Here is a 22,960-nt window from a genome sequence, read left to right on the forward strand (position 1 = left end):
TGATGATGCCCGCACGACGCGCCGCGTGGGGAAAACACTCACCGTCGGTGAGCGTCTGATGTCCGATGAGTCAGCTCAAGCCGCTGCGGAGGGCTCGGAGCCTGGCCAGCGACGATGCGCGGCCGAGGATCTCCATCGACTCGAACAGGGGTGGCGACACCCGACGCCCCGAGATCGCCACGCGGATGGGGGCGAACGCGAACTTCGGCTTGATGCCCATGCCCTCGACGAGACGCTCCTTCAGGCCGGCCTGGATGGAGTCGGTGTCGAACGGCACGGACTCCGCAACCGCGATCGCGGCGTCGAGCACCTCTGCGGCATTGTCTGCCAGCGCCGCCACGGCGTCGTCCTCGACGGTGAGCTCACCGTCGGCCACGAACAGGTAGTCCAGCTGCGGCAGGGCGTCCTTGAGCAGGACGAGGCGCTCCTGGATGATCGGCACCGCCTTGCGTAGCACCGCCACCTGCTCCTCGGACGGGGTCCAGTTGGCCTCCTCGAACGCCATGATCCGGTCTGCCAGTTCCTCGGGGGTCAGAGAGCGGAGGTAGTGGCCGTTGAGCCAGTCGAGCTTCTTCAGGTCGAAGATGGGGCCCACCGTGTTGACCTTGCCCCAGTCGAACTCGTCGACGAACTGATCGAAGGTCTTCACCTCCTGCTCGTCGCCGCCCGCGTAGCCGAGGAGCTGGAGGAAGTTGCGCACCGCCTCGGGCAGGTAGCCCTCCTCCTTGAACCACATGAGCCGGGCGGCCGGGTTCTTGCGCTTGGAGATCTTGGACTTGTCGGTGTTGCGCAGCAGCGGCATGTGCGCGAACTGCGGCAGCTGCCACCCCAACCACTGGTACAGCAGGATGTGCTTCGGCGTCGACGAGATCCACTCCTCGCCGCGCACGACCGTGTTGATGCCCATCAGGTGGTCGTCGACCACGACGGCCATGTGGTAGGTCGGGAACCCGTCGGCCTTCAGGATCACCTGGTCGTCGGGGCGGGGCGCCTTGACCTCGCCGCGCACGATGTCCTGGAACGTCAGCGGCACGTCGTCGGGGATGAGCATCCGCACGACGGGGGTCTCGGAGAAGCCGGCCAGCGCGGCCCGCTCCCCCCGGGTGAGGCCGTGGCACAGGCGGTCGTAGCCAGTCACGGAGGCCTTGGACTGCTCCTGCTCACGGCGCAACTCGGCCAGCCGCTCCGACGAGCACCAGCAGTAGTAGGCGTGGCCCGCCTCGATGAGCTGCTCGACGAACGGCCGGTAGGTGGTCAGCCGCTCCGACTGGCGGTACGGGCCGTGCTCGCCGCCCACGTGCGGCCCCTCATCCGGTTGCAGGCCCAGCCACGCGAGCGACTCGTAGATCTGGTCCTCGGAGCCGGCCACCAGCCGGTTCTGGTCCGTGTCCTCGATGCGCAGCACGAACTGCCCCCCGGTCTTGCGGGCCCAGGCCAGGTCGAACAGCGCCATGAAGGCGGTGCCGACGTGGGGGTCACCGGTGGGCGACGGGGCGACGCGGGTGCGGGCGGGGATCAAGGATTCGCTCATAGTGGGGCCCAGCCTATCGGGGTTCACCCACGTGGTCGCTGGTCATGGCCCCCTTCTCGCGCGACACTGGGGACCATGAGCAACGAACCCGCGCCCACGCCGGCCAGCGCCATCGACCGCGCGCGGAGGGTCACCGAGGAGGCCCTCGAAGCGCCTGCCGGGTCCCCCGCCAAGCTGACGCGGGCGTTCTCCTACGTGCTCGACGACCTGGTGCAGGTGCCAGGCACCAAGCTGCGGGTCGGGGTCGACCCCGTGCTGTCGCTGGTCCCGTGGGCCGGCACAGCCGTCGGCGCCGTGTTCGGCGGCACCATCCTCGTCGACGCCATCCGGCTGCGCGCGCCGTTCTCCGTCATCGCCCGCATGGCGGCCAACTCGCTGCTCGACTGGCTGCTGGGCATGATCCCGTTCGTGGGCGCCTTCTTCGACGCAGCCTTCCGGTCCAACAAGAAGAACCTGCGGCTCCTCAACCGCGCCATCGAGAACAGGGAACTCGTGCACAAGGCGTCGGTGCGCTACTGGATCGGTGTCGCGGCGCTCGTCGCGGTGCTGTTGGCGCTGGTCGTCGCCATCCCGGTCCTGGTCATCATCGGGCTCGAAGACCTCCTCCGGCCACGCTAGCCGGAGCGTGCTAACTTACCGGTCATGACCGAGCCCTCAGCCATGCCCTCGAACTTCATCTACGACGCCGTGCGCAGCGACGTCGAACAGGGCAAGCGAGACGGCCGCGTCCAGACCCGGTTCCCACCGGAACCCAACGGCTACCTGCACATCGGGCACGCCAAGGCCATCGTCGTCGACTTCGGGGTGGCCACCGACTTCGGCGGCATCTGCCTCCTGCGCCTCGACGACACCAACCCGGAGACGGAGGAGGCGAGCTTCGTCGAATCCATCATCGAGGACATCGAATGGCTGGGCTACGAGCCTGCCGACGTGCGCTACGCCTCCGACTACTTCCAGCAGCTCTACGACTGGGCCGAAGAACTGATCAGGAAGGGCGTCGCCTACGTCGACGACCAGGACGGTGACGCGATCTCGGCCGGCCGCGGCGGCTTCGGCAAGCCCGGCGTCAACTCCCCGTTCCGCGACCGCTCCGTCGAGGAGAACCTGGCACTGTTCCGCAACATGCGCGCCGGCAAGTACGCCGACGGCTCGCGCGTGCTGCGTGCCAAGATCGACATGAACCACGAGAACATGCAGTTGCGTGACCCGGTCATGTACCGCATCCGCAAGGTTCCCCACCACCGCACCGGCGACGACTGGGCCATCTACCCCAACTACGACTGGGCCCACGGCCAGTCCGACGCCATCGAGGGCACCACGCACTCGCTGTGCACGTTGGAGTTCGAGTCGCACCGCCCGCTCTACGACTGGTTCCTCGAGCAGCTGGGCGTGGAGGGCGGGCCCCGGCAGTATGAGTTCGCCCGCCTGGAGCTCACGCACACGATCACGTCGAAGCGCCGGCTCGCCCGCCTGGTGATGGACGGCGTCGTCGACGGCTGGGACGACGCCCGCATGCCCACCCTGAGGGGGCTGCGTCGACGCGGCTACCCGCCGGCTGCCATCCGCCAGTTCATGCGGGAGGTGGGCACCACCCGCACGAACTCGCGTCAGTCGATCGAGGCGCTCGAGTCCTACGTGCGCCGCGAACTCAACGTGACGTCGCAGCGCCGCATGGCCGTGCTCAACCCTCTGAAGCTGCGCATCACCAACTGGCCGGTCGACGAGAACGGCCGGCCGGTCGTCGAACACTTCGAGCTGACCAACAACCCGGAGCGCCCCGAGGACGGCACCCGCCAGGTGGAGTTCACCGGTGAGCTGTGGATCGAGCAGGACGACTTCCGCGAGGTCCCCCCGCCGAAGTACTTCCGCCTCTCCCCCGGCCGCGAGGTGCGCCTCCGCGGCGCCTACTTCGTGACCGCCACCGACGTGGTGAAGGACGCCGACGGTGAGGTCGTCGAGGTGCTCGCCACCTACGACCCTGCGTCGAAGGGCGGCAACTCACCCGACGGCCGCAAGGTGAAGTCCACGATGCACTGGGTCTCCGCCGCCCACGCCGTGCCGCTCACTGCGGCACTGTACGAGCGCCTGTTCACCACCGAGGCGCCCGGCGAGGCCACCGGCGAGGCGCTCGACGACCTGAACCCCAACTCGCGGGAGATCGTCCAGGGATGGGCCGAGGAGGCGCTCGCCGAAGCGCAGCCCGGCGAGGTGGTGCAGTTCGAGCGCCTGGGCTACTTCGCGGCAGACCTGGACCAGCCGATGCTGTTCCACCGCACGGTCGGCCTGCGCGACGAGTGGGCCGCCATCCAGAAGCGCGGCTGACGGGGTGGGTCCTGGCGGTCATCGTTGCGACGGCCGCCAGGGCCCACAGTCGTCTCAGGAACCCGGCTTGAACATCACGATGTTGTTGAAGACCCACTGGTTCGACTGGCTGAACGCATAGCCGCCCGTGGCCTTCGGCTTGGCTGCGTAGACCGTCGTCATCGTGTAACTGCGGCACGCGCCACGGCCCGTCGCAGGTGTGTCACACTCGGTGCGCCACTGGCGGGCGCCGGAGGTGAACTCCCCTGCCTGACCCAGTGGGTTGCCCTTCCACGCCGTGCGCGTCATGAACGGCAGGTACGTCAGGTTGTTGAACGCCCACCCCGACTCACGCACGAACCGGCCGTTGTCGACCCTCACCACGGTTGCCCAGATGTCGGTGCGGCACCGCTCGGTCTGCGAGTACGCCTCACAAGTCGTCATCCACTGACGGCCGTTGAAGTCGTGCGTGCCCGGCAAGGTGTAGGGCACGGTTCGGATGAACTCACCGGCCGGCGGCGTCGTCGTCGGCCGCACGGTAGGCGTCGGCGACTCCGTCGGCGCGGCCTGCGCCAACGTCAAGCGGAAGGTGACCGTCGCCACCTGTCCGGCGTCGTCGGTCACGGTCACCACGGGATGGTAGACGCCGACGGTGCCAGGCGTGCCGAAGATCTGACCATGGGGGCTGATCGTCAGCGGTGCTGGCAGTCCCTTGACCGCGAAGTGGTACGGCTCCGACCCCCGGGTCACATTGACCTGGATGGAGAGCGGCTGCCCGAACGTGCCATTCTGGGCGGCGATCGGGGCGATCACCGGTACGCAGCCCGCGGGTAGCTCGTACACGTCGGGAGTCAGGCTGCCGGGTGCGGGCTCCGACTCCCCGGGCAGGAGCCCGCGGAGTTCCAGTTCACCCACCGAGGCGAACGCCTGCGTGGCGTTCTGCGGCGCCGTCATCTTCACCTGCACGTAGCGGCCGATGGCGTCGACGTCGATCATCGTGGGCGTCTCACCCGCCCCCAGCGTCGCCGTCACCGCAGGCCCGGCCGCGAAGGCGGTGGTGTCGCTCACGCGGATCTCGACGTCCTTGACCTGCCCACTGGCAGAGCTCTGTCGCGGCACCCAGTTCAGCGAGTGCACATCGGTCACCTCACCCAGGTCCACGGTGAGGGTGTGCGGGTACGGCGGCACGGGAGAGGACCACTGCGAGTGCCAGAACGTACCCCGGTCGCCGTCGATGGCGGCTGCCGCCAGCCCGTTGGGGGCCGCCTCATTGGTAGCCACCGACGACGCAGTGACGCCGACCGGCGCGAGGGCACGGCCGGACGGCGCCGGCACCAGCGAGTCGACCGTGACGACCTTCTCGGCGAAGCGACCGGTGCTGTCGGTGAATCGCAGGAGGTGCTGGCCCGACGCCATGCCGTAGGGGAGGTAGACCGAGGCAAAGGCCTTGCCTTCGCCATCGGTGCGGACTCGACCCTGCACCGCTCCGTCGACGGTGACCGTGGCCCATCCGTCCCACTCGAGCCCCTCGACGTCGACGAAGAGCCTGGCGTCGTCGCGAACGGTGGGGGCCTCCATCGTCGCCTTGGGCGCCACGCACTCGTTGAACGTGGGCTCAGGGACCCCCAGGCCGTAGCCACTGCCGGCGGTCACGCTCGCGCTGGCGACGCGACCGTCCGAGAACGTGACGGTGGCCGTGTGGCTGCCGGCCGCGTAGGCGTGCTCCGCCCCAACGGTGTATCGTCCACCGGCGTGCAGCGCGTCACGCTCCTGGGTGGGGACGAAGGTGGCACGCACCGGTGCGGTGCCGTCACCGAAGTCGATGGTGGCGGTGAGCGGCTCGGCCAACGTCGAGTTGCCCGGGCCGTCGGCGTCGTCCACCGAGTCGACGGCCACGCTGCGACCATCCGCCGAGACCTTGGTCCCTGGAGCGAGCAGGACCGCCGCTTCTACGCGGGTCTCGCGCAGCGGTACGAACGCGTCGGTGCCTGCCAAGTCGGTGCCCCACGCAACCTTGGGGCTGTCATAGAAGTTCTGCCCGGCGGCCAGGAGCCGCGCCCCCTGTCCACTCATCCGCCCGAGGAAGTCGGGCAGCGACCGCTGCGCCTGCGGCGTCCAGCCGACCTCGGCGTGCGAGATGGCGCGCGGGAAGATGAGGAATTCGGCTTGGTCTCCTCCTCGCACGGACTCGGACCACAGGGGCGCCTCGACGCCCAGGATCGCCGACTCGGGAATGGTGCCGGTGGCGAGCGGCCACTTCACGGCCGCCGGATCCCAGCTGTAGTACTTGTCTAGGTCTCCCATCGCCAGCCACGTCAGGCCGATTGGCGTCTTCGCGGTGTACTTCATGTCGAGGTACGAGTGGTATCCCTCGGCTACGACCACCTTGGAACCGCGCTGCACCGAGTTCAGGACCGCGTCGAGCTCGCCCTGGTTGTTCATGTACCACGCCTGGATGATGTCGCCGCCCTGCAGCTTGTCGCCCTTGGCGTACTCGTTCCATCCCATCGGGGTCTTGCCGGCATCCCGCACGATCTTGGTCATCTGCTCCACGAAGTAGGCCGCGTCGGCCGCACTGGTGGAGTGCACCTCGTCGCCGCCGACGTGGATGATCCCACCGTCGGTGAGATCCATCACCTGACCGAAGATGTGCCGCATGCTCCTCCAGGTCTGCTCGGAACGCACGTCCAATGACGAGCGGCCCACCCGGCCGTCGTTGTGTTCGACGGGCGTGCCATACGCGGTCACCGCAGGAAGGGAATTGGCAGTGTTGAGCTGCGGGATGGCGTGCAGCAGCGCGTTGGTATGACCTGGCACGTCGATCTCGGGGACGATCGTGACGAAGCGCTCCTTCGCGTAACGCACGAGTTCCCTGTAGTCGTCCTGGGTATAGAAACCTACCCGCCCCAGCTCGCGCAGGGAGCCGTTCGGGTGGTCGAGCATCGCCGACTTGCCACCGATGCTGGTCAGGCGCGAGTAGTCAACGGGATCGGCTGGATCCTTCCCGTCGTTGGTGATCTGGATGCGCCAGCCCTGGTCATCGGCCAGGTGCAGGCGAAGGTGACTCATCTTGTACGACGACATGGTGTCGATGATGCTCTTGACCTCGTCCACCGTGAGGAACGAGCGGGCCACGTCGGCCATGATGGAGCGGTAGCCGAAGCGCGGCGCGTCCTCGATGGTGACCGGCTTGATGGACCAGCGCGTCCTCAGCGTGCGCTGGGTTTCGTTGATCAGGGGCGGCAGCAACTGAAGCAGGGTGCGGGTGCCGTTCCACAGGCCGTGTGCCGCCGCCGCGGTGATCGTCACCTTGGCCGCCGTGACGTTGAGTCGGTACCCCTCGGAGGCGTTGGTCGCGGAGATGGCCTCGTATGTGGGGTCGATGACGAGTTCGATGACGTCGGTCGTCGGCCCGCCGTCGACCTCGTGGACGGGCAGCGCCAGCCCGGTGGGCGTGGTCATGGCCTGACGGAGCTGGTGGCCGACTGCGGACGCCTCCCCACGAGCCACGATGGTGACGCCCGGGGTCAGCTGGAACGGGTCGCCGTCGTGCTGCGTGACCGACACAGGCAGCGGCACGAGCGAGAGCCCGGCCGAGGAGGGAGCAGGCACTGGGCCGTCCCACACCTCGAACTCGTACAGGCTCACCCCGTATTTGGTACCGCCGATGGGTGTGCGCTCGATCGACTGCATGCGCACGTACTGGTACGCGGTGCTGGCAGTGGTCCCCTGCGTGAACGCCTGCGTGTCGGAGGTGCCACAGGTGGGGGTCAGCTCGGCGGTGGCGTCGACCCAGGCGACGCCGTCGGCGGAGGCCTGCAGCTTGTAGCGGGCTGCACACGCCGCCTCCCATTGGATGGTCACGTGGTGCACGACGGTGGGGCGGGCCAGCTTGACCTGCATCCATGCCGAGTCCGAAGTGTTGGATGACCAGCGCGTGCTGGCATCACCATCGACGGCGAGTTCCGGCCCGTTGCGCCCCGCCACCTCCTGCCCCGACGCAGTCACAGTCGCGCCGGCGGACGCCAAGGCGACGTTGCTGCCCTCCTCAGCACGGGCCTGCGGCGTCACCGCCGCCACGAGGAACGTGGCCGACAGCGCCGCTGCGGTGAGCAGCGCCGAGACGCGGGTGTGGAGTCTGGGCATCCTTGTCTTCCACTGCACGGGTCGACTCACCTCTCGAACATCACGATGTTGTTGAACAGCCACTGGTTGCTCTGCGAGAAGGAGTAGCCACCCGACGCCTTCGGCGTGGCCGCATACACCGTCGTCCATGTGTACGAACGGCACGCGCCACGACCCGTGGCCGCCGTGTCGCACTCCGTGCGCCACTGACGACCCGCCGACGTGAACACACCGTCGCTGGTCGCACCCAGGTCACCAAACGGGTTGCCCTGCCACGCGGCACGCGTCATGAACGGCAGGTACGTCAAGTTGTTGAACGCCCACCCCGACTCACGCAAGAACCGGCCATCCTCCACCTTCACCACGGTTGCCCAGATCTCGGTACGGCACCGCTCGGTCTGCGAATAGTCCTCACACACCGTCATCCACTGCCGACCATTGAGCACATGCCTGCCCGGCAACGTGTACGGCGCAGTCCGCACGAACGACGGCTTCGTCGGAGTCGTCGTCGGCTTGACGCTCGGCGACTTCGACGGCGACGGCGACACGCTGGGCGACGGCGACGGGGACACCGACGGGCTCGGCGACTGCGTCACCTTGGGCTGCACCGTGACGGTGAACGACACGTCGGCCGCGTTGTCGGCCGCGTCCGTCACCACGACCGTGACGTGGAAGCTGCCCATGCCCTCGGCCGTACCGGTGATGAGGCCGGTTCCGCTGATCGCGAGCCACTCGGGGGCCCCCACGAGGCGGTAGCCGAGCGGCAGCGACGCGTCGCTCGCCGACACCTGCACTGACACCCGGTCACCGGCGGTGACCGCGAGGTCAGCCGGCTTCTCGACAGCGGGGGCCGTCGTGTCGGGCACGACGACGCCACGCACCGTCACTGCTGCCGAACCGGCGACGGTACCGTCGGTCGCGGTGAGCACCAGCTCATCATCGGTGGCCCAGGCCGGCGCCTGCACGGAGGCGCTGATCCGGCCCTGGCCGTCGGCGGTCGTGGTGATCGACGTCGAGCCGAGCGTCAACGTGACGCTTGCGTCAGGCGCGAAGCCGGCTCCGACGACGGTGACGGTTTGGCCAGCGTCCACAGTGGTGGGCGAGACCTCGATGAGGGCGCCCAGGGGCACGTCGACCAGCGGCTCGGGCTGAGCGACCGCCGGTGCCTTGACGCTCAGCTCCGCCACGCTGCTCCACGGCTGGCTACTGCCGTTGCGCAGGACGGCCGACAGCGACTCGAACTTGAGGTACCGGGTGGCCACCGGCTGGTCGAACGTGACCGTCTTGGCCTCGTTGGCCGTGCTGAACGACCCGGCCGCGACCTCGGTGCACGTGGCGTCCACGGGTTCCGCGAAGCCCCGGCCCTGCAGTTGGGCCGCCGTGCGCACGCCGTAGTCACCGCTGCAGGCTGAGATCTTGTACTCGACCACTTGGCCGTTGCACGCCGGGTAGGCGATGGACCCGCCGCAGTCCGACGACGCGCGCGGCAAGTAGGTCAACGATGCCACGTTCTGCTCGCTGCCCAGGTCGAGCACGATCTGGTGCGGGTGCGTCGGGCTGGAGCCCTGCCACTGGGTGTGCCAGTAGGTGGCAGGGTTGCCGTCGACAGCAGCAGTGACGTAGCCGTTGGGGCTGGCGGTTCCACCCTCGGCCGGCTCCGCCGAGTCCCAGGCCACGACGCCCGCCACGTCCAGCGCGGACGGGTCGGTCAGCCTGATGATGACCGGGATCGTCACCGTGTCACCCTCGATGGTGGTCAGCGTCGCCCGGACGACCCCGGACACGCCCGACACGGGGGCACGCACCGTGACGGAGGCAGTGGGGTCACCCTCCTCGAGCCATTGCTCGGACGGTGTGACGGACCAACCCGCCGGCACCTGGACGGTGAGCGTGCTGTACTTCGGCACGTCGACACCAGCGAAGCTGACCGCGGCGTCGGAGCCGTAGGCCATGGTCTCCGGGGCCTCCGTCACGGCCAGCCCCGGGCCCTCGGTCGGGTCGGGCTGCGGCCACGCTGCCCGCTCGGCCTGCGACAGTGTGGTCCAACGGTAGATGCGCTGGCTCACGCCGTCGGGGGCCGTGACCCAGGCCTCGAGCACCGTCGTGCCGCCAGTGACCGGCACGCTGTACGTGCCGTCCCCCGCCGGCGTGAGGGGCACTCCGTTGACGCGCATAGTCACACTGGCACCGGTCTCGACCGTGGCGATCTTCACCGTGTAGCCGGTGACGGTGTCCGCCACGGCCGTCACGACGCCTTGGGTGGTCGCATCGCGGGCGGTACCCGGGAACGTCACGCCTTGGAAGTCGGCGGTGGCGATGTCGGCGTGCCGGCTGGGCAGGTCGGCCGGCCGCTCCGGGCTCTGCGGTCCGGCAGTGCCGCCGCCGAACTGGACCAGCGGCACCTCGGTTGCGCCGACGCTGAGGTTGCTGAAGTCGAACGGGTGCTGCAGCGACGTCGCGTTCTGGTATCCGGCCACCAGCAGCACGACGCGGCTGGCGTCGGTGATGGAGGCGTTGGCCACCTCGGAGCCCACGTTGGTGAACGTGGTGCCGTCGAGCGAGTAGGAGCCCTGCACACCGGTGGCCGTGCGGGTGAGACGCAGGTGCACGGTCTCCTCAGCGGGGCTGGCCACGGAGCGGCCCTCGTCGGGCGCGCCGGCCAGTTCGGTCACGACCTTGATCGCGGGAGACCCGTCGGCGTGCTTGCGCTGCAGGAGGACGTAGTTGTCGTCGTTGGTATAGAGGCCGATGCCGGTCTCCTCCCAGCCCTGCTGCGTGCGGCCCTTCATGGTGACCGTGGCCGACTCCCCCACCTTGAGCGTCGGGGTGCGTAGCGCGACGATGTTGCCGGCGCTGTTCCCGGTGGCCCACAGCGAACCACCGGTGGGCAGCAGACGCAGCGACGCGTCGTCCTGCGGGATGACCCGCCCGCTGGTGGGCCTGATCACGTCGAAGGCGCTGGCGAGCACTGGTACCGGAGGGCCGGAAGCCTCCGTGATCGTGACCGTGGCCGACAGGCTCTCGGTGATACCCAGCGGCGAACTGCGCCAGCCGCTGATCTCGGCGGTGCCGACGCCCTTGGCGGTGACGACGCCGTTGGCGTCGACGGTGGCGATGGAGGGGTCGCTCGACTCGTAACCGGTCTGACCCTGCGGCGTGGTGTTGTTGGTGCCGACGGCGAGCGCGCTGTCGCCGTTGGCGAGGTCGGCGGGCGCCATGTCGGTGGTGCTGACGCGGCGGTTGAGCCCGTCGTCGTACACGTTGCCGGAGATCTGCACCGCGGTGGAGCCGCGCAGCACGTACATGGGGCGCGTGTGATTGCCGCCGGCCAGCGTGGCCTGCGTGGTCTCGCCAGGTGCCAGTTCATCGTCGCCCAGGGTGACGGCCGAGGCCAGGCCCCGGTCGTAGCGACCGACGGTGTTGTTGAGGATCCTCAGACCGTTGACGGACTTCGCGTCCACGATGGTGGAGTCACCGACGAGGAAGGTGTTGTCCTCGATCGTGATGTTCTCGTGGGCCTTGCGCGTGGGCACGATGGTGTTGAGGATCGGATCCACGAAAATCACGGGGTTGCTGCCGCCGGCCGCGCCGCCGGGCCGGGTGAACAGGTTGCCCCGGATGGTGACGTCGCGCACGACGCTGGATTCGTACCAGTTGTTGGCGTCGCCGGAGATGTAGATGGAGGCCATCTCCATCTGGTCGAAGACGTTGTTCTCGATCAGTACGGGCTTGCGGGTGGTCACGAGCACGCCGCGCGTGGGGATGGATTCGAAGTGGTTGCCGCGCACCGTGAGCTGCGGCGAATAGGTGAGGTTCTCGACGACGTGCTGGTCGGGCGTGACGCCGACCGGCAGGTCCTTGTCGAAGGTGACCTTCATGGTGGTGAGCGGCTTGGAGGAGTCATAGCCCGAGGGGCCATCCACAGAGACGACGGTGCCCACCCAGTCGGGGACCTCGAGCATCGTGGACTTGGCCACAAACATGGCCTGGTTGCCCGGGTAGAACTGCGGGAAGCCGGCAGTCTCGTTGTGCATGTACTTCAGCGTCACCTCGCGCCGGTTGACGGCCTCGACCTGCACGTAGGTGCCGTGCACGTTGATCGGATCGTCGTGCGCGAAGCCGAAGGTGGAGTCCTCGATGAGCACCTCACCCTTGTCTCCAGACACTTGGATGAGGTCGGCGAACGCGGAGGTGGAGCGCCACGACCCGCCCGGTTGGCGGAAGTTCACGCCGCGGACGGTGAGGCCGTCGTTCATCTGCGCGACGACGCCGAAGCCATGCAGGTAGCCCAGGTCGAGGCCCGCCAGCGTGGTGTTGGTCGACTCGAACATCAGCATGCCGGAGGTGTCGCGCGTCGTGGTGCGGATCTGGACGGAGCGGCCCAGCGGCATGCTGGAACCGTGGAAGCGCAACAGGCCCGGCTCCACCTCGGTGATGGAGGTCACGCCGCTGAAGAGGGCACCCGCGGCCCCGCCGCTGCGCAGCAGGCGGCCGGAGCTGTACTCGAACGTCTGGCTGTAGCCGACGCTGCGCAGGCTCGGGTAGCTCCAGTACGGCTGGCCGGTGTAGGGACTGAGCTCAGAAGTGATCGACACGTCCGTGCCGTTGATGGCGTAGCGGTAGCCATCGGGGATGTGGACGTCGCGGTAGCCGTCGCCGGCGGCGACGACGGTGACGTCGACCACACGCGGGGAGATCCAGTCGAGCGTGAAGTTCCGCAGGGTCGAGTTCGTCGAACGCAGGGCAGCGAAGATGATCTGCTGTCCGTGCATCACCAGCTGCGAGCCGTTGCCCTCGATGGTCACGTCGTCCATGTCCTCGAGGAGCAGCGCGATGCGCTTCATCTTGTGGGACTGGTTCGCGCCCACCGTGTTGGAGATGTACAGCTCACGCTCCGCGGCCTGATCGGAGTACATCTGGTAGGTGCCGCGGGGGAAGTTGAGGGTAACCGGTCCGGTGACGGTCTTGGCGTGCTCGATCGCGGCCGCAACGCCTTGGGTGGAGTCGTAGGTGCCGGTGGGGTCGGCGCCGAAGTCTGCCACGTTGACCACGGTGGCCGCCGCCTTCGCGGGCAGGGCGGAGCCCGGAAGCAGCCCCAACGTGAGGGCCATGGCCGCGAACAGCGCGAACGATGCCGCGAAACGTCTACGCAACTGCATGGGGAGAACCTTCTGTCGACGGTGACCGACCGCGTACGGCATCGGCCGAGGGGGTAATGAAACGGTTGATTGGTGAACTGCGCACACCCCGTTGAACCGCTGGACGCACGGGGCCGTTGCCCCGTGCGTTCAGCGCACACTGGGCTCGAACTTCACCTCTTGAACATCACGATGTTGTTGAACACCCACTGGTTGCTCTGCGAGAAGGCGTAACCCCCCTCAGGCTTCGCGGTCGCGGCGTACACCGTCGTCCACGTGTACGAACGGCACGCGCCCCGGCCGGTGGCCGCGGTGTCGCACTCGGTGCGCCACTGACGACCACCCGAAGCGAACTCGCCCGTGGCACCCAGCGGGTTGCCCTTCCATGCCTGACGGGTCATGAACGGCAGGTACGTCAGGTTGTTGAACGCCCAACCGCTCTCGCGGACGAACTGACCGTTCTCCACCTTCACCACCGTCGCCCAGATCTCCGTGCGGCACCGCTCCGTCTGGGAGTAGTCCTCACACGTCGTCATCCACCGACGGCCGTTGAGCACGTGCTGGCCCGGCAGCGTGTACGGCGCCGTCCGAACGAACTCACCACCAGGCACCGTCGGCTTCACCGAAGGCGACTTCGACGGCGAAGCGCTCGGCGACGGCGACGCGCTCGGCGACACCGACGGCGACGGCGACACACTGGGCGACGGCGACGGGGATGCGGCTTGGGTCACTGCCAGGGTCGCGGTTCCACTGACGGCACCGGCCGTGGCCGTGACGATGGCCTGGCCGACAGGCTGGTCCGAGGCAACGGTGACCACGCCGCTGGCCACGCCGACGTCGTTGGCCGTCACCGTGACCTTCGCGGAGCCGATCGCCAGCTCGACGGAGGAACCGGGCACGAAGCCGACGCCGGTGACCGTGACTTCCTCCCCTTGAGCGGCAGTCGCTGGCTCGACAGCAACTCGGGCATCGGTGAGGGGTGTGTCGGTCAGGTTCGCCATCTCGACCGGCTCGCGCAGGCTGAGTTCGGCGACGTGTGCCCATGGCTGGCTCTGGCCGTTGGCCCCGTTGACGGCCGACGTGGACACCAGCTTGAGGTAGCGGGTGGTCACCGGCTGCGCGAAGGTCACGGTCTTGGCGTTGGTGTTCGACGCGTCGAACGAGCCCTTTGCCACCTGCGTGTAGGCGACGTCTGAGGGATCGGCGAACTTCACACCCTGCAACTCGGTGGCGGTGCGTTCACCGAAGGAACCTGTGGCCGAGTGCACCTCGTAGCCGACGATCTGGCCGTTGCAGGCCGACGCGTTGATCGACGACCCGCAGACCGACTTCGCCCGCGGGAGGTAGGTCAGCGACCCGATGGTCCTCTCCGCGCCGAGGTCAACCGTGATGAAGTGCGGGTGGGTGGGGCTGCTGCCGTCCCACTGGGTGTGCCAGAACGACGAGGCGTTACCGTCGACGGCAGCCGATACGTAACCGTTCCCGCCGCCCTCTGCGGGTTCCGCGGAGTCCCAGGCCACGACACCGGCGATGCCGACCGCAGCCGCCGGGTTGGTCAGCGCGATCTCGGCGCTGACGGCACCTGTCTCACCCGACGGCGTGAGCACCGTGGCCGTGATGACCCCCCTGGTCCCCGAGGCGGGGGCCCGCAGGGTGACGGTGACGCTGCCGTCACCGGCGGGTGCCCACTGGCGCGACGGCGAGACGACCCACCCCTCAGGTGCAGCCACGCTCACCACCGAGTCGGCTGGCAGTCCGTTGGTGTCGAACGTCAGCGTCTGTGTGGTCCCCAGCGCCATGGCCGTTGGTTCCTGGGGAAGCTCGATGAGCGGCGCGCGGGTCACGTCGACGAGGAACGTCGCGCTGGCTACGCCGCCGCGTCCGTCGTCAACCGTGACCGTGACGGTGCTCGTGCCGATCGTGGAGGGCGTGCCCGAGATCAGCCCGGACGTCTCGTCGATGGTCAGACCGGCCGGCAGGCCCGTGGCCGCGAACGTCAGGCTGTCGCCGTCGCGGTCCGAGGCGAGGACCTGGACCTCTGCGGCGCGGGCCACGATGAACGACTGGTCCGCAGGAACGGTGATGCGGGGCTCACGATTGGTCTCGGGGTCGAGGAAGACCTCGAAGTTCTGGTTCTCGTACCCGGCGAACCAGAGGTCGGCAGGTTCACCACCGATGGTCGGCACCGTGGTGCCCCCGTAGGTGGTGATGACGACGGGGTCGGCCTCGGAGCCGTACGACCAGACGCGCGCCGACGAATCTGCGCACGCGGTGCCGGACTTGAAGAACACGGTGGCGCTGGGCGCCAGGTCCATGCTGCGCAGTTGCTCGAGCGAGCTGAGGGGCGCTGCCTGCGAGCCGTCACCCGCGGTGGCGGCCTCACAGTCGATCCAGACCTCGCTGCGCAGACCGGGGTCGGCGTCGAGGGTCTGGTAGAGCGAGAGGTTGGCGATGGAGTAGGCCGCGCGGGCGTCGAGCACGGTCACGCGGAAATGCTGAGCCGTGACGGGGGTGCTGAGGCGCCACGTGCGGTTCACGCCGACGGTGCCCGCCGTCGCCACCTGCTGCCAGGTGCCCCCGACTTGGGCCTCCACCTTGATGCCGTTGATCTGTTGGCCATGGGCAAGCGAATCCTCGCTGACGCTGATCCGGTTGACGCGTTGGGCGGAGCCGAGGTCGATCACCAGCGGCGTGCGGTCCGTGGCCGCGGCCGCGACCCAGCTGGACCTGGTGTTGCCGTCCGTCGCCAGCTTCGTGGTGGTGTTGCCCACGGTGACGTCCTTGCCGAGGGCGAGGTCGTTGCCATAGGCCTTGCGGCGCAGCGACGCGAAGTCCATGATCGCGTTGACGTTGGAGGTCGAGAGGCGGCCCTCCTTGGTCGGAGGTACGTTCAGCAACAGCACCGCGTTGCGGCCCACGGAGGCATCCCAGTGGTTGTCCAGGAGTGTCTGCCCGGACTTCGGGGTGTCCTTGCCGGGGCCCCAGAACCAGCCGGGGGTCAGCTTCATGTCGGCCTCGCCCGGCCACCAGTGGAGATGGGTGGCGTCGCCGGAGGCAGCGCGCTGGATGATCTGCGCGTCGGAGCCGAGGGCCTGGTCGAAGTGCCCGGAACTGGACACGCCGATCTTGCCTGCGGCCTGCTCCTCACGGATGGGCACGGTGTTCGACTCATTGTCGCGGGCGTAGCCACCCTCGTTGCCGATCCACCGGATGTCGCGGCCCCCCACGGCGATCTGCGCCTGCGGTTGGAGTGCCTTGATCATGTCGTAGTACGCCACGTAGTCGAAGCGTTCGGTCCCCGACGTGTTGCCTCCCGCGCCGTCGAACCAGACCTCGTCGACCTGACCGTACTGGGTCAGGATCTCGTAGAGCTGGTTGAGGAAGTACTGGCCGTAGTCGGTGGCACTGTACTCGAAGGTGGGCAGCGTACCTGCGGCGACTGCCGCGGCACGGTCGTCGCCGGTGACGAGCGTCGGGATGGTGCGCGGCGTCGCGGCCGAGCCGTTGGCATAGATGCCCTTGAGCTCCGCGTTCGAGTCCGCCGGCGACATGTAGAGGCCGACACCGAGGCCGTACTTGTGCGCGGCGTCGGTGAACTCCTTGACGATGTCCCCCTTGCCGTCCTTCCACGGCGAGTACTTGATGGAGTAGTCCGAGTAACGGGTGGGATACAGCAGGAAGCCGTCGTGGTGCTTGACCGTGAGGATGGCCATCTTCATGCCGGCGTCACGCATGTTCTTCGCCCACGAGTCGATGTCGGCGTTGGTCGGCACGACGTTCTCGGCCGGGTAGGTGCCATAGCCCCACTCGACGTTCTCGAAGGTGTTGGGGCCGAAGTGCAGGAAGCCGGTGTACTCCAGCTCCTGCCAGTCGAGCTGCTCCTGGGTGGGACGCAGCGCGCTCGCCTTTGCGACGACATCCTGGGCGCAGTCGGCCGACGAGACGGGATGGTAGTTGGCAGGCTCGAACGGGCCGCCAGTGCAGTTCTCCGGGAGAAGCGTCTGGAAGGTGAAGGCCGCAGGCGCGAACGCGTCGTTCAGCGTGGCGAGCCGGGCACGCTGGATGGAGCCGTTGAAGCCGCGCGTGTCGTTGGCCTCGCCGCCGATCGCGGCCACGCCCGGCGTGCTCTGCCGCGAGAGACCGGTACCGGTGACGGCAGGGCCTGCGACCCCGTCGAGCCAGAGGTGCACCTTCGCGCCACCAGCGGCCTGCGGCTCGTATGCCACGGAGAGGTTGTGTGGCTCGCCCGCTGCGGGCAGCGCGACCTCGGCGACGTTGTTGGTCCACCCCGGATTGTTGTTCTGGGAGTATCCGTAGCGCAGCGCGCCGTTCTGATAGCGAACGAAGAAGTTGCCGCCCAGCGCGAAGACGGTGCTCAGGTCGCTCTGGCTGGCGCTCGGAGTGAACTCCAGCTCGGCGACGAAGCCCTGGTCGAGGTCCTGCGCCATGAGCGGGTTGGGGTCGGCCACGAAGCGGACATTCTGCGCGCCGCCGTTGATCGTGGCCTGACCGTCCGCGACGGTGGCACCGTTCCTGGTGGTGAGCGCACCGCCCACGAGTTCTCCGGTTGCGGCAGTGTAGGCGTTGCTGGTCACGGTGCCGTCGAAGGTCACGCTGAGGAGGTCGGTGGTGAGTTCGCGGGGCTGCAGTTCGAAGGCGACGCCGGCAGAACCGTCGGTGGCGGCGGTCCGGACGCGGTGCAGGGTGCCGTCGAGGCCGCGCGTGTTGCCGCCGGCGTTGATGTCGTTGCCGTAGCCGAACATGTTGGCGTTGCCGCTGCTGACGGTGAGCGGGTGCGCACCCGTGACCGCGGGCAACGGCACGCCGTCGACAGTGACCTCGAGGGTCGTCAGTGCGGCGGTGTGGCGGTAGTGGAGCGAGATGGCGTGCCGAGCGTTGACGGCCGGGAGATCGGCTTCGGCGATGTAGTCCTGCCATGTACCACTGGCATTCGTGCTCCAGCCGTAGCGCAGCTTCATGGCGCCACCCCCGTTGGGCGTCTGGGCCCGCACGAAGAGGTTGCCCCCTGCGGCCAGGATGGTGTCGAGCGTGTCGTACTTGGTGGCCGTGTACTCCGCCTCCATGAGGAAGCTCTTGGTTCCGGTGTCGACGAGCTGTTCGGTGGGAGTGAAACGCACGCCCTCACGACCGCCGTGCAGGACCACGCCCTCGCCCGCCACCTGGGTCTCGGTGCCGACGATCTTCTGCAGGATGCCCCGCTTGATCTCGTCGCCCTGGGCGGTGTAGTCGTCAGTGCCAAGTGATCCGCCGAAACCGACGTTGAGCGCGTCCGTCTCCGCTGCCTTCGCTGTGGGGAGGGCAGCGCTCATCGTCGCCGTGAGGGCCACCGCGAGGGCGGCCACCAGCGTCGTCCGCAGCCCACCGAAATGTTTGCGCATGGGATCTCTCCGATTCCGATCGTCGTTGATGCAGTCGCACCACGTTAAGCGCGCCTCGATCAACTTGTTAGCGTTGCCACCAAAGTGCGCAGCTCGGGTGCGCACTGGCTCGGGGGACGTTTCCGTCCTCCATCGGGTGCCCGGTGAAGGGCCCCTGCACGTAGATTTCGGGTTCTGCCACTCCCAGCGGGTCCTCGATGTCGACCCTTCATGGTCAGCGTGCCGTTTCCACCACCGATCAAACCCGATGATCCTGCCGCCCGAGGCGAAGGATCGTTCGATGGCGCGGGCCTACCCGGTGAGGACCTGGAAGGGGCTTCGGCCTCGAACAGCGTGCCCGCCGCCCGTGCGACGGTCGGCCTCACGACGAGGTCACCTCCCGCTGCCAGTGCCTGGTGGAGGCAAGGGCCGCAACGACGAAAGGGGCCGCGCAGCGAAAGCTGCGCGGCCCCTCTCAGGCGCTGTGCGTCAGATCACTTGAGGATCTTGGTGACGTTGCCTGCACCAACGGTGCGGCCACCTTCACGGATGGCGAACTTGAGGTTCTCCTCCATGGCGATCGGCTTGTTGAGGTGGACGGTCATCTCGGTGTTGTCGCCGGGCATGACCATCTCGGTGCCAGCGGGGAGCTGGACGACACCGGTCACGTCGGTGGTGCGGAAGTAGAACTGCGGGGAGTAGTTCGAGAAGAACGGCTTGTGACGGCCGCCCTCTTCCTTGTTCAGCACGTAGACGTTGGCCTCGAAGTCGGTGTGCGGGGTGGTCGAACCCGGCTTGATGACGACCATGCCGCGCTCGACGTCTTCCTTCTTGGTGCCGCGGAGCAGCAGGCCGACGTTCTCGCCGGCGCGACCCTCGTCGAGGATCTTGCGGAACATCTCGACACCGGTGACGGTGGTGGTCTGCTTCTGCTCGCGGATGCCGACGATGTCGACGGTGTCGCCGGTGTTGACGACGCCACGCTCGATGCGGCCGGTGATGACGGTGCCACGACCGGTGATGGTGAAGACGTCCTCGACGGGCATGAGGAAGGGCTTGTCGGTGTCGCGTTCGGGCTGCGGGATGTACTCATCCACGGCGTCCATGAGCTCGAGGATGGTGCCAGCCCACTTCTCGTCGCCGTTCAGGGCGGGGAAGGCGGCAACGCGGACGATCTTGGTGTCCTCGAAGCCCTGGGCCGTCAGGATCTCGTCGAGCTCCATCTCGACCAGGTCGATGAGGTCGGCGTCGCCCTCGTCGATCATGTCGCACTTGTTGAGGGCGACGACGATGGCCGGCACGCCAACCTGGCGGGCCAGGAGGATGTGCTCGTGGGTCTGCGCCATCGGGCCGTCGGTGGCGGCGACGACGAGGATCGCGCCGTCCATCTGGGCAGCACCGGTGATCATGTTCTTGACGTAGTCAGCGTGACCGGGGCAGTCGACGTGGGCGTAGTGGCGCTTCTCGGTCTGGTACTCGACGTGCGAGATCGAGATCGTGATGCCACGCTGGCGCTCTTCGGGCGCCTTGTCGATCTGGTCGAACGCCGAGGCGGCGTTCCACTGCGGGTACTTGTCGTGCAGCACCTTCGTGATCGCCGCGGTCAGAGTGGTCTTGCCGTGGTCGACGTGTCCGATGGTGCCGATGTTGCAGTGCGGCTTGGTCCGCTCAAACTTGGCCTTTGCCACGAGGGCTCCTTCTAGGATCTCGCCACGCACCGTGCGCAGCTTCAGATTTTTGGGGTTCCCTGATTCCGGACACAGGGAACTCATTCATTTTTGTGCAGTGAGCGCCGATAGTCAAACCAGCGGTGCCCACACTGATCGGCCAGTCTACCGAACACGGGCAAGCCGCGAGTCCCGCGGTCCGGATCCGGTCCCTCAGGACGGCAGACGCACCATGGAGACGTGCTCGATCCCGGCCTCGTGGAACAACTCCCCCACCGGCTCGAAGCCGAAGCCGGCATACAAGGACTGCACATACGTCTGGGAGTGCAGCACCATCGGCTGCGAGCCAACGCGGCCGACCGCCTCGGCGATCAGCAGCCGCGCCAAGCCCTCGCCGCGCCGGTCACGCCGCACCGCGACGCGGCCGAGCGCCCACGAGGCACCGTGCTCGGGTTTCAGCAGCCGGAGGGTCCGGAGGTAGGCGGCCGCCCCGTCGTCGTCATGGAGGGCGTAGTGCAGCGTCTCGGGGGCCCGGTCGTACGCGTCGAAGTCCTCGACGTCGGCGCGCTGCTCCACGTAGAACACCGCCGAGCGCAGCACCGCGATGTCGAAGAACTCGTCCCTGGTGAGGTCGGCCCAGGTGTTGATCCGGATGTCCACCGCCTCACTGTACTGCCGCCGGACATGCGACACCGGCCGGGAGCGGTGCTCCCGGCCGGTGTCAGCCCTGGTTCGAGTTACTCGCCCTTGGCCTTGGCGACGATCTCGTCCATGATGTTCTTCGGCGTCTCGGCGTAGGAGTCGAACTCCATCGAGTAGGTGGCCTGGCCCGAGGTCTTCGAGCGGAGGTCACCGACGTAGCCGAACATCTCCGACAGCGGCACGAGGGCCTTCACCACGCGGTTGCCGTGCAGCTCGTCCATCGACTGGACGGCGCCACGACGCGAGTTGAGGTCACCGATGACGGTGCCGAGGTAGTCCTCCGGCGTGGTCACCTCGACGGCCATGACGGGCTCGAGGATGGCCGGGTCCGCCTTGCGGGCCGCCTCCTTGAACGCCTGCGAACCAGCCAGCTTGAACGCCAGTTCCGAGGAGTCGACGTCGTGGTACGCACCGTCGGTCAGGGTCACCTTGATGTTGTCGACCGGGTAGCCGGCGAGGACGCCGAACTGCATGGCCTCCTGGATGCCCTGGTCCACCGCGGGGATGTACTCGCGGGGGATGCGGCCACCGGTGACAGCGTTGACGAACTCGTAGCCCGAGCCGGGCTCGGTGGGCTCGAGGTCGATGATGACGCGACCGAACTGGCCGGAACCACCGGTCTGCTTCTTGTGCGTGTATTCGACCTTCTCGACCTTGCGGCGCAGGGTCTCGCGGTAGGCCACCTGCGGCTTGCCGATGTTCGCCTCGACCTTGAACTCGCGCTTCATGCGGTCGATGAGGACGTCGAGGTGCAGCTCGCCCATGCCGGCGATGATGGTCTGGCCCGTCTCCTCGTCCGTGTGGACGCGGAACGTGGGGTCCTCCTCGGCCAGACGCTGGATGGCGTTGGAGAGCTTCTCCTGGTCCGACTTCGTCTTCGGCTCGATGGCCTGCTCGATGACGGGGTTCGGGAACTCCATCGACTCGAGCACGATCGGGGCGGCCGGGTCACACAGGGTCTCACCGGTGGTGGTTTCCTTGAGGCCCATCACGGCGCAGATCATGCCGGCGCCGATCTCGTCGATCTCCTCACGCTTGTTGGCGTGCATCTGGTAGATCTTGCCGATGCGCTCCTTGCGGCCCTTGGTGGCGTTGAGCACCTGCGCACCGGACTTGAGGACGCCGGAGTAGACGCGCACGAACGTCAGCTTGCCCAAGTGCGGGTCAGCGGCGATCTTGAACGCCAGCAGCGCCATCGGCTCGTCATCGCTGGGGTGACGCTCGAGGTGGACCGACTCGTCGCCCGGCTTGAAGCCGTCGATGGCCGGCACGTCGAGCGGCGACGGCAGGTAGTCGACGACGGCGTCGAGCAGGGGCTGGACGCCCTTGTTCTTGAACGAGGTGCCCATGACCACGGCGGTGAATTCGTTGCCGATGACACCCTTGCGGATGGCGGCCTTGATCTGCTCCACCGTGGGCTCCTCGCCCTCGAGGAACATCTCCATGATGTCGTCGTCCACGTCGGCGATGCGCTCGATGAGGGCGTTGCGGGCCTCCTTGGCCTCCTCCAGGCGATCCGCCGGGATCTCCTCGACGTCGTAGTCCTCGCCGATCTTGGTCTCGCCGCGCCAGGTCAGGGCGCGCATGCCGACCAGGTCGATGACGCCGATGAAGTCGCCCTCGGCGCCGATCGGCAGCTGCAGGATCACGGGGTCGGTGTTCAGGCGCTGACGGATCGTGTTGACGGCGTGGTCGAACGAGGCGCCGGTGCGGTCCAGCTTGTTGATGTAGCAGAGACGCGGCACGCCGTACTTGTTGGCTTGGCGCCACACGGTCTGCGACTGCGGCTCGACGCCGGCCACACCATCGAACACCGCGACGGCGCCGTCGAGGACGCGCAGCGAACGCTCGACCTCTACCGTGAAGTCCACGTGGCCGGGGGTGTCGATGATGTTGATGAGGTGGTCGTGCCAGAAACAGGTCGTCGCGGCCGACGTGATCGTGATGCCGCGCTCCTGCTCCTGCTCCATCCAGTCCATGGTGGCTGCGCCGTCATGGGTCTCACCGATCTTGTGGTTCTTGCCGGTGTAGAACAGGATGCGCTCGGTCGTGGTGGTCTTGCCGGCATCGATGTGAGCCATGATGCCGATGTTGCGAACCTTGTTCAGGTCGGTCACA

At 67.8% G+C, this 22,960-nt stretch carries 9 protein-coding genes; 2 read left to right on the forward strand and 7 right to left on the reverse strand.

Features of this window, described 5'->3' with window-relative positions; all coding sequences use genetic code 11:
- Positions 1–70: 70 nt before the first annotated feature.
- A complete protein-coding gene (gene gltX / locus ABEA30_RS12670) occupies positions 71–1,531 on the reverse strand; it encodes a glutamate--tRNA ligase (protein WP_345583379.1) in 1,461 nt (486 codons plus the stop codon).
- 75 nt (positions 1,532–1,606) lie between these two features.
- Between gltX and ABEA30_RS12675 the strand changes: the two genes are divergently transcribed.
- Positions 1,607–2,149, forward strand: a complete 543-nt coding sequence (locus ABEA30_RS12675) for a DUF4112 domain-containing protein (protein WP_345583381.1) — start codon at positions 1,607–1,609, stop codon at positions 2,147–2,149.
- Positions 2,150–2,173: 24 nt separating this feature from the next.
- Complete coding sequence (locus ABEA30_RS12680; protein WP_345583383.1) at positions 2,174–3,853, forward strand: glutamine--tRNA ligase/YqeY domain fusion protein; 1,680 nt, start codon at positions 2,174–2,176, stop codon at positions 3,851–3,853.
- A 54-nt stretch (positions 3,854–3,907) separates the two neighbouring features.
- Here ABEA30_RS12680 and ABEA30_RS12685 read toward each other — a convergent pair whose 3' ends face one another.
- From ABEA30_RS12685 to fusA, 6 genes are all read right to left on the reverse strand, one after another.
- The gene (locus ABEA30_RS12685) at positions 3,908–7,978 is read right to left on the reverse strand and encodes a family 20 glycosylhydrolase (RefSeq protein WP_345583385.1); all 4,071 of its coding nucleotides are present in this window, start codon (positions 7,976–7,978) and stop codon (positions 3,908–3,910) included.
- Positions 7,979–8,004: 26 nt separating this feature from the next.
- Positions 8,005–13,116, reverse strand: a complete 5,112-nt coding sequence (locus tag ABEA30_RS12690; protein ID WP_345583387.1) for a discoidin domain-containing protein — start codon at positions 13,114–13,116, stop codon at positions 8,005–8,007.
- 152 nt (positions 13,117–13,268) lie between these two features.
- Positions 13,269–18,494 carry an alpha-L-fucosidase gene (locus ABEA30_RS12695; protein ID WP_345583389.1) on the reverse strand — a complete coding sequence of 1,742 codons (5,226 nt, stop codon included), beginning with the start codon at positions 18,492–18,494 and terminating at the stop codon, positions 13,269–13,271.
- Positions 18,495–18,967: 473 nt separating this feature from the next.
- Positions 18,968–20,161, reverse strand: a complete 1,194-nt coding sequence (tuf, locus tag ABEA30_RS12700) for an elongation factor Tu (RefSeq protein ID WP_345583391.1) — start codon at positions 20,159–20,161, stop codon at positions 18,968–18,970.
- Positions 20,162–20,353: 192 nt separating this feature from the next.
- On the reverse strand, positions 20,354–20,800 hold the full coding sequence (locus tag ABEA30_RS12705) for a GNAT family N-acetyltransferase (RefSeq protein WP_345583393.1): 447 nt from the start codon (positions 20,798–20,800) through the stop codon (positions 20,354–20,356).
- Between the two features lie 77 nt (positions 20,801–20,877).
- Complete coding sequence (fusA, locus tag ABEA30_RS12710; protein WP_386084591.1) at positions 20,878–22,923, reverse strand: elongation factor G; 2,046 nt, start codon at positions 22,921–22,923, stop codon at positions 20,878–20,880.
- Between the last annotated feature and the right edge of the window lie 37 nt (positions 22,924–22,960).

The sequence above is a fragment of the Tessaracoccus lubricantis genome (genome assembly GCF_039544535.1).
Classification (GTDB): domain Bacteria; phylum Actinomycetota; class Actinomycetes; order Propionibacteriales; family Propionibacteriaceae; genus Arachnia; species Arachnia lubricantis.

Coding starts and splice junctions, on each gene's coding strand:
- gltX (WP_345583379.1), bottom strand. CDS start 1,531: ATGAGCGAATCCTTGATCCCCGCCCGCACCCGCGTCGCCCCGTCGCCC.
- ABEA30_RS12675 (WP_345583381.1), top strand. CDS start 1,607: ATGAGCAACGAACCCGCGCCCACGCCGGCCAGCGCCATCGACCGCGCG.
- ABEA30_RS12680 (WP_345583383.1), top strand. CDS start 2,174: ATGACCGAGCCCTCAGCCATGCCCTCGAACTTCATCTACGACGCCGTG.
- ABEA30_RS12685 (WP_345583385.1), bottom strand. CDS start 7,978: ATGCCCAGACTCCACACCCGCGTCTCGGCGCTGCTCACCGCAGCGGCG.
- ABEA30_RS12690 (WP_345583387.1), bottom strand. CDS start 13,116: ATGCAGTTGCGTAGACGTTTCGCGGCATCGTTCGCGCTGTTCGCGGCC.
- ABEA30_RS12695 (WP_345583389.1), bottom strand. CDS start 18,494: ATGCGCAAACATTTCGGTGGGCTGCGGACGACGCTGGTGGCCGCCCTC.
- fusA (WP_386084591.1), bottom strand. CDS start 22,923: ATGGCTCACATCGATGCCGGCAAGACCACCACGACCGAGCGCATCCTG.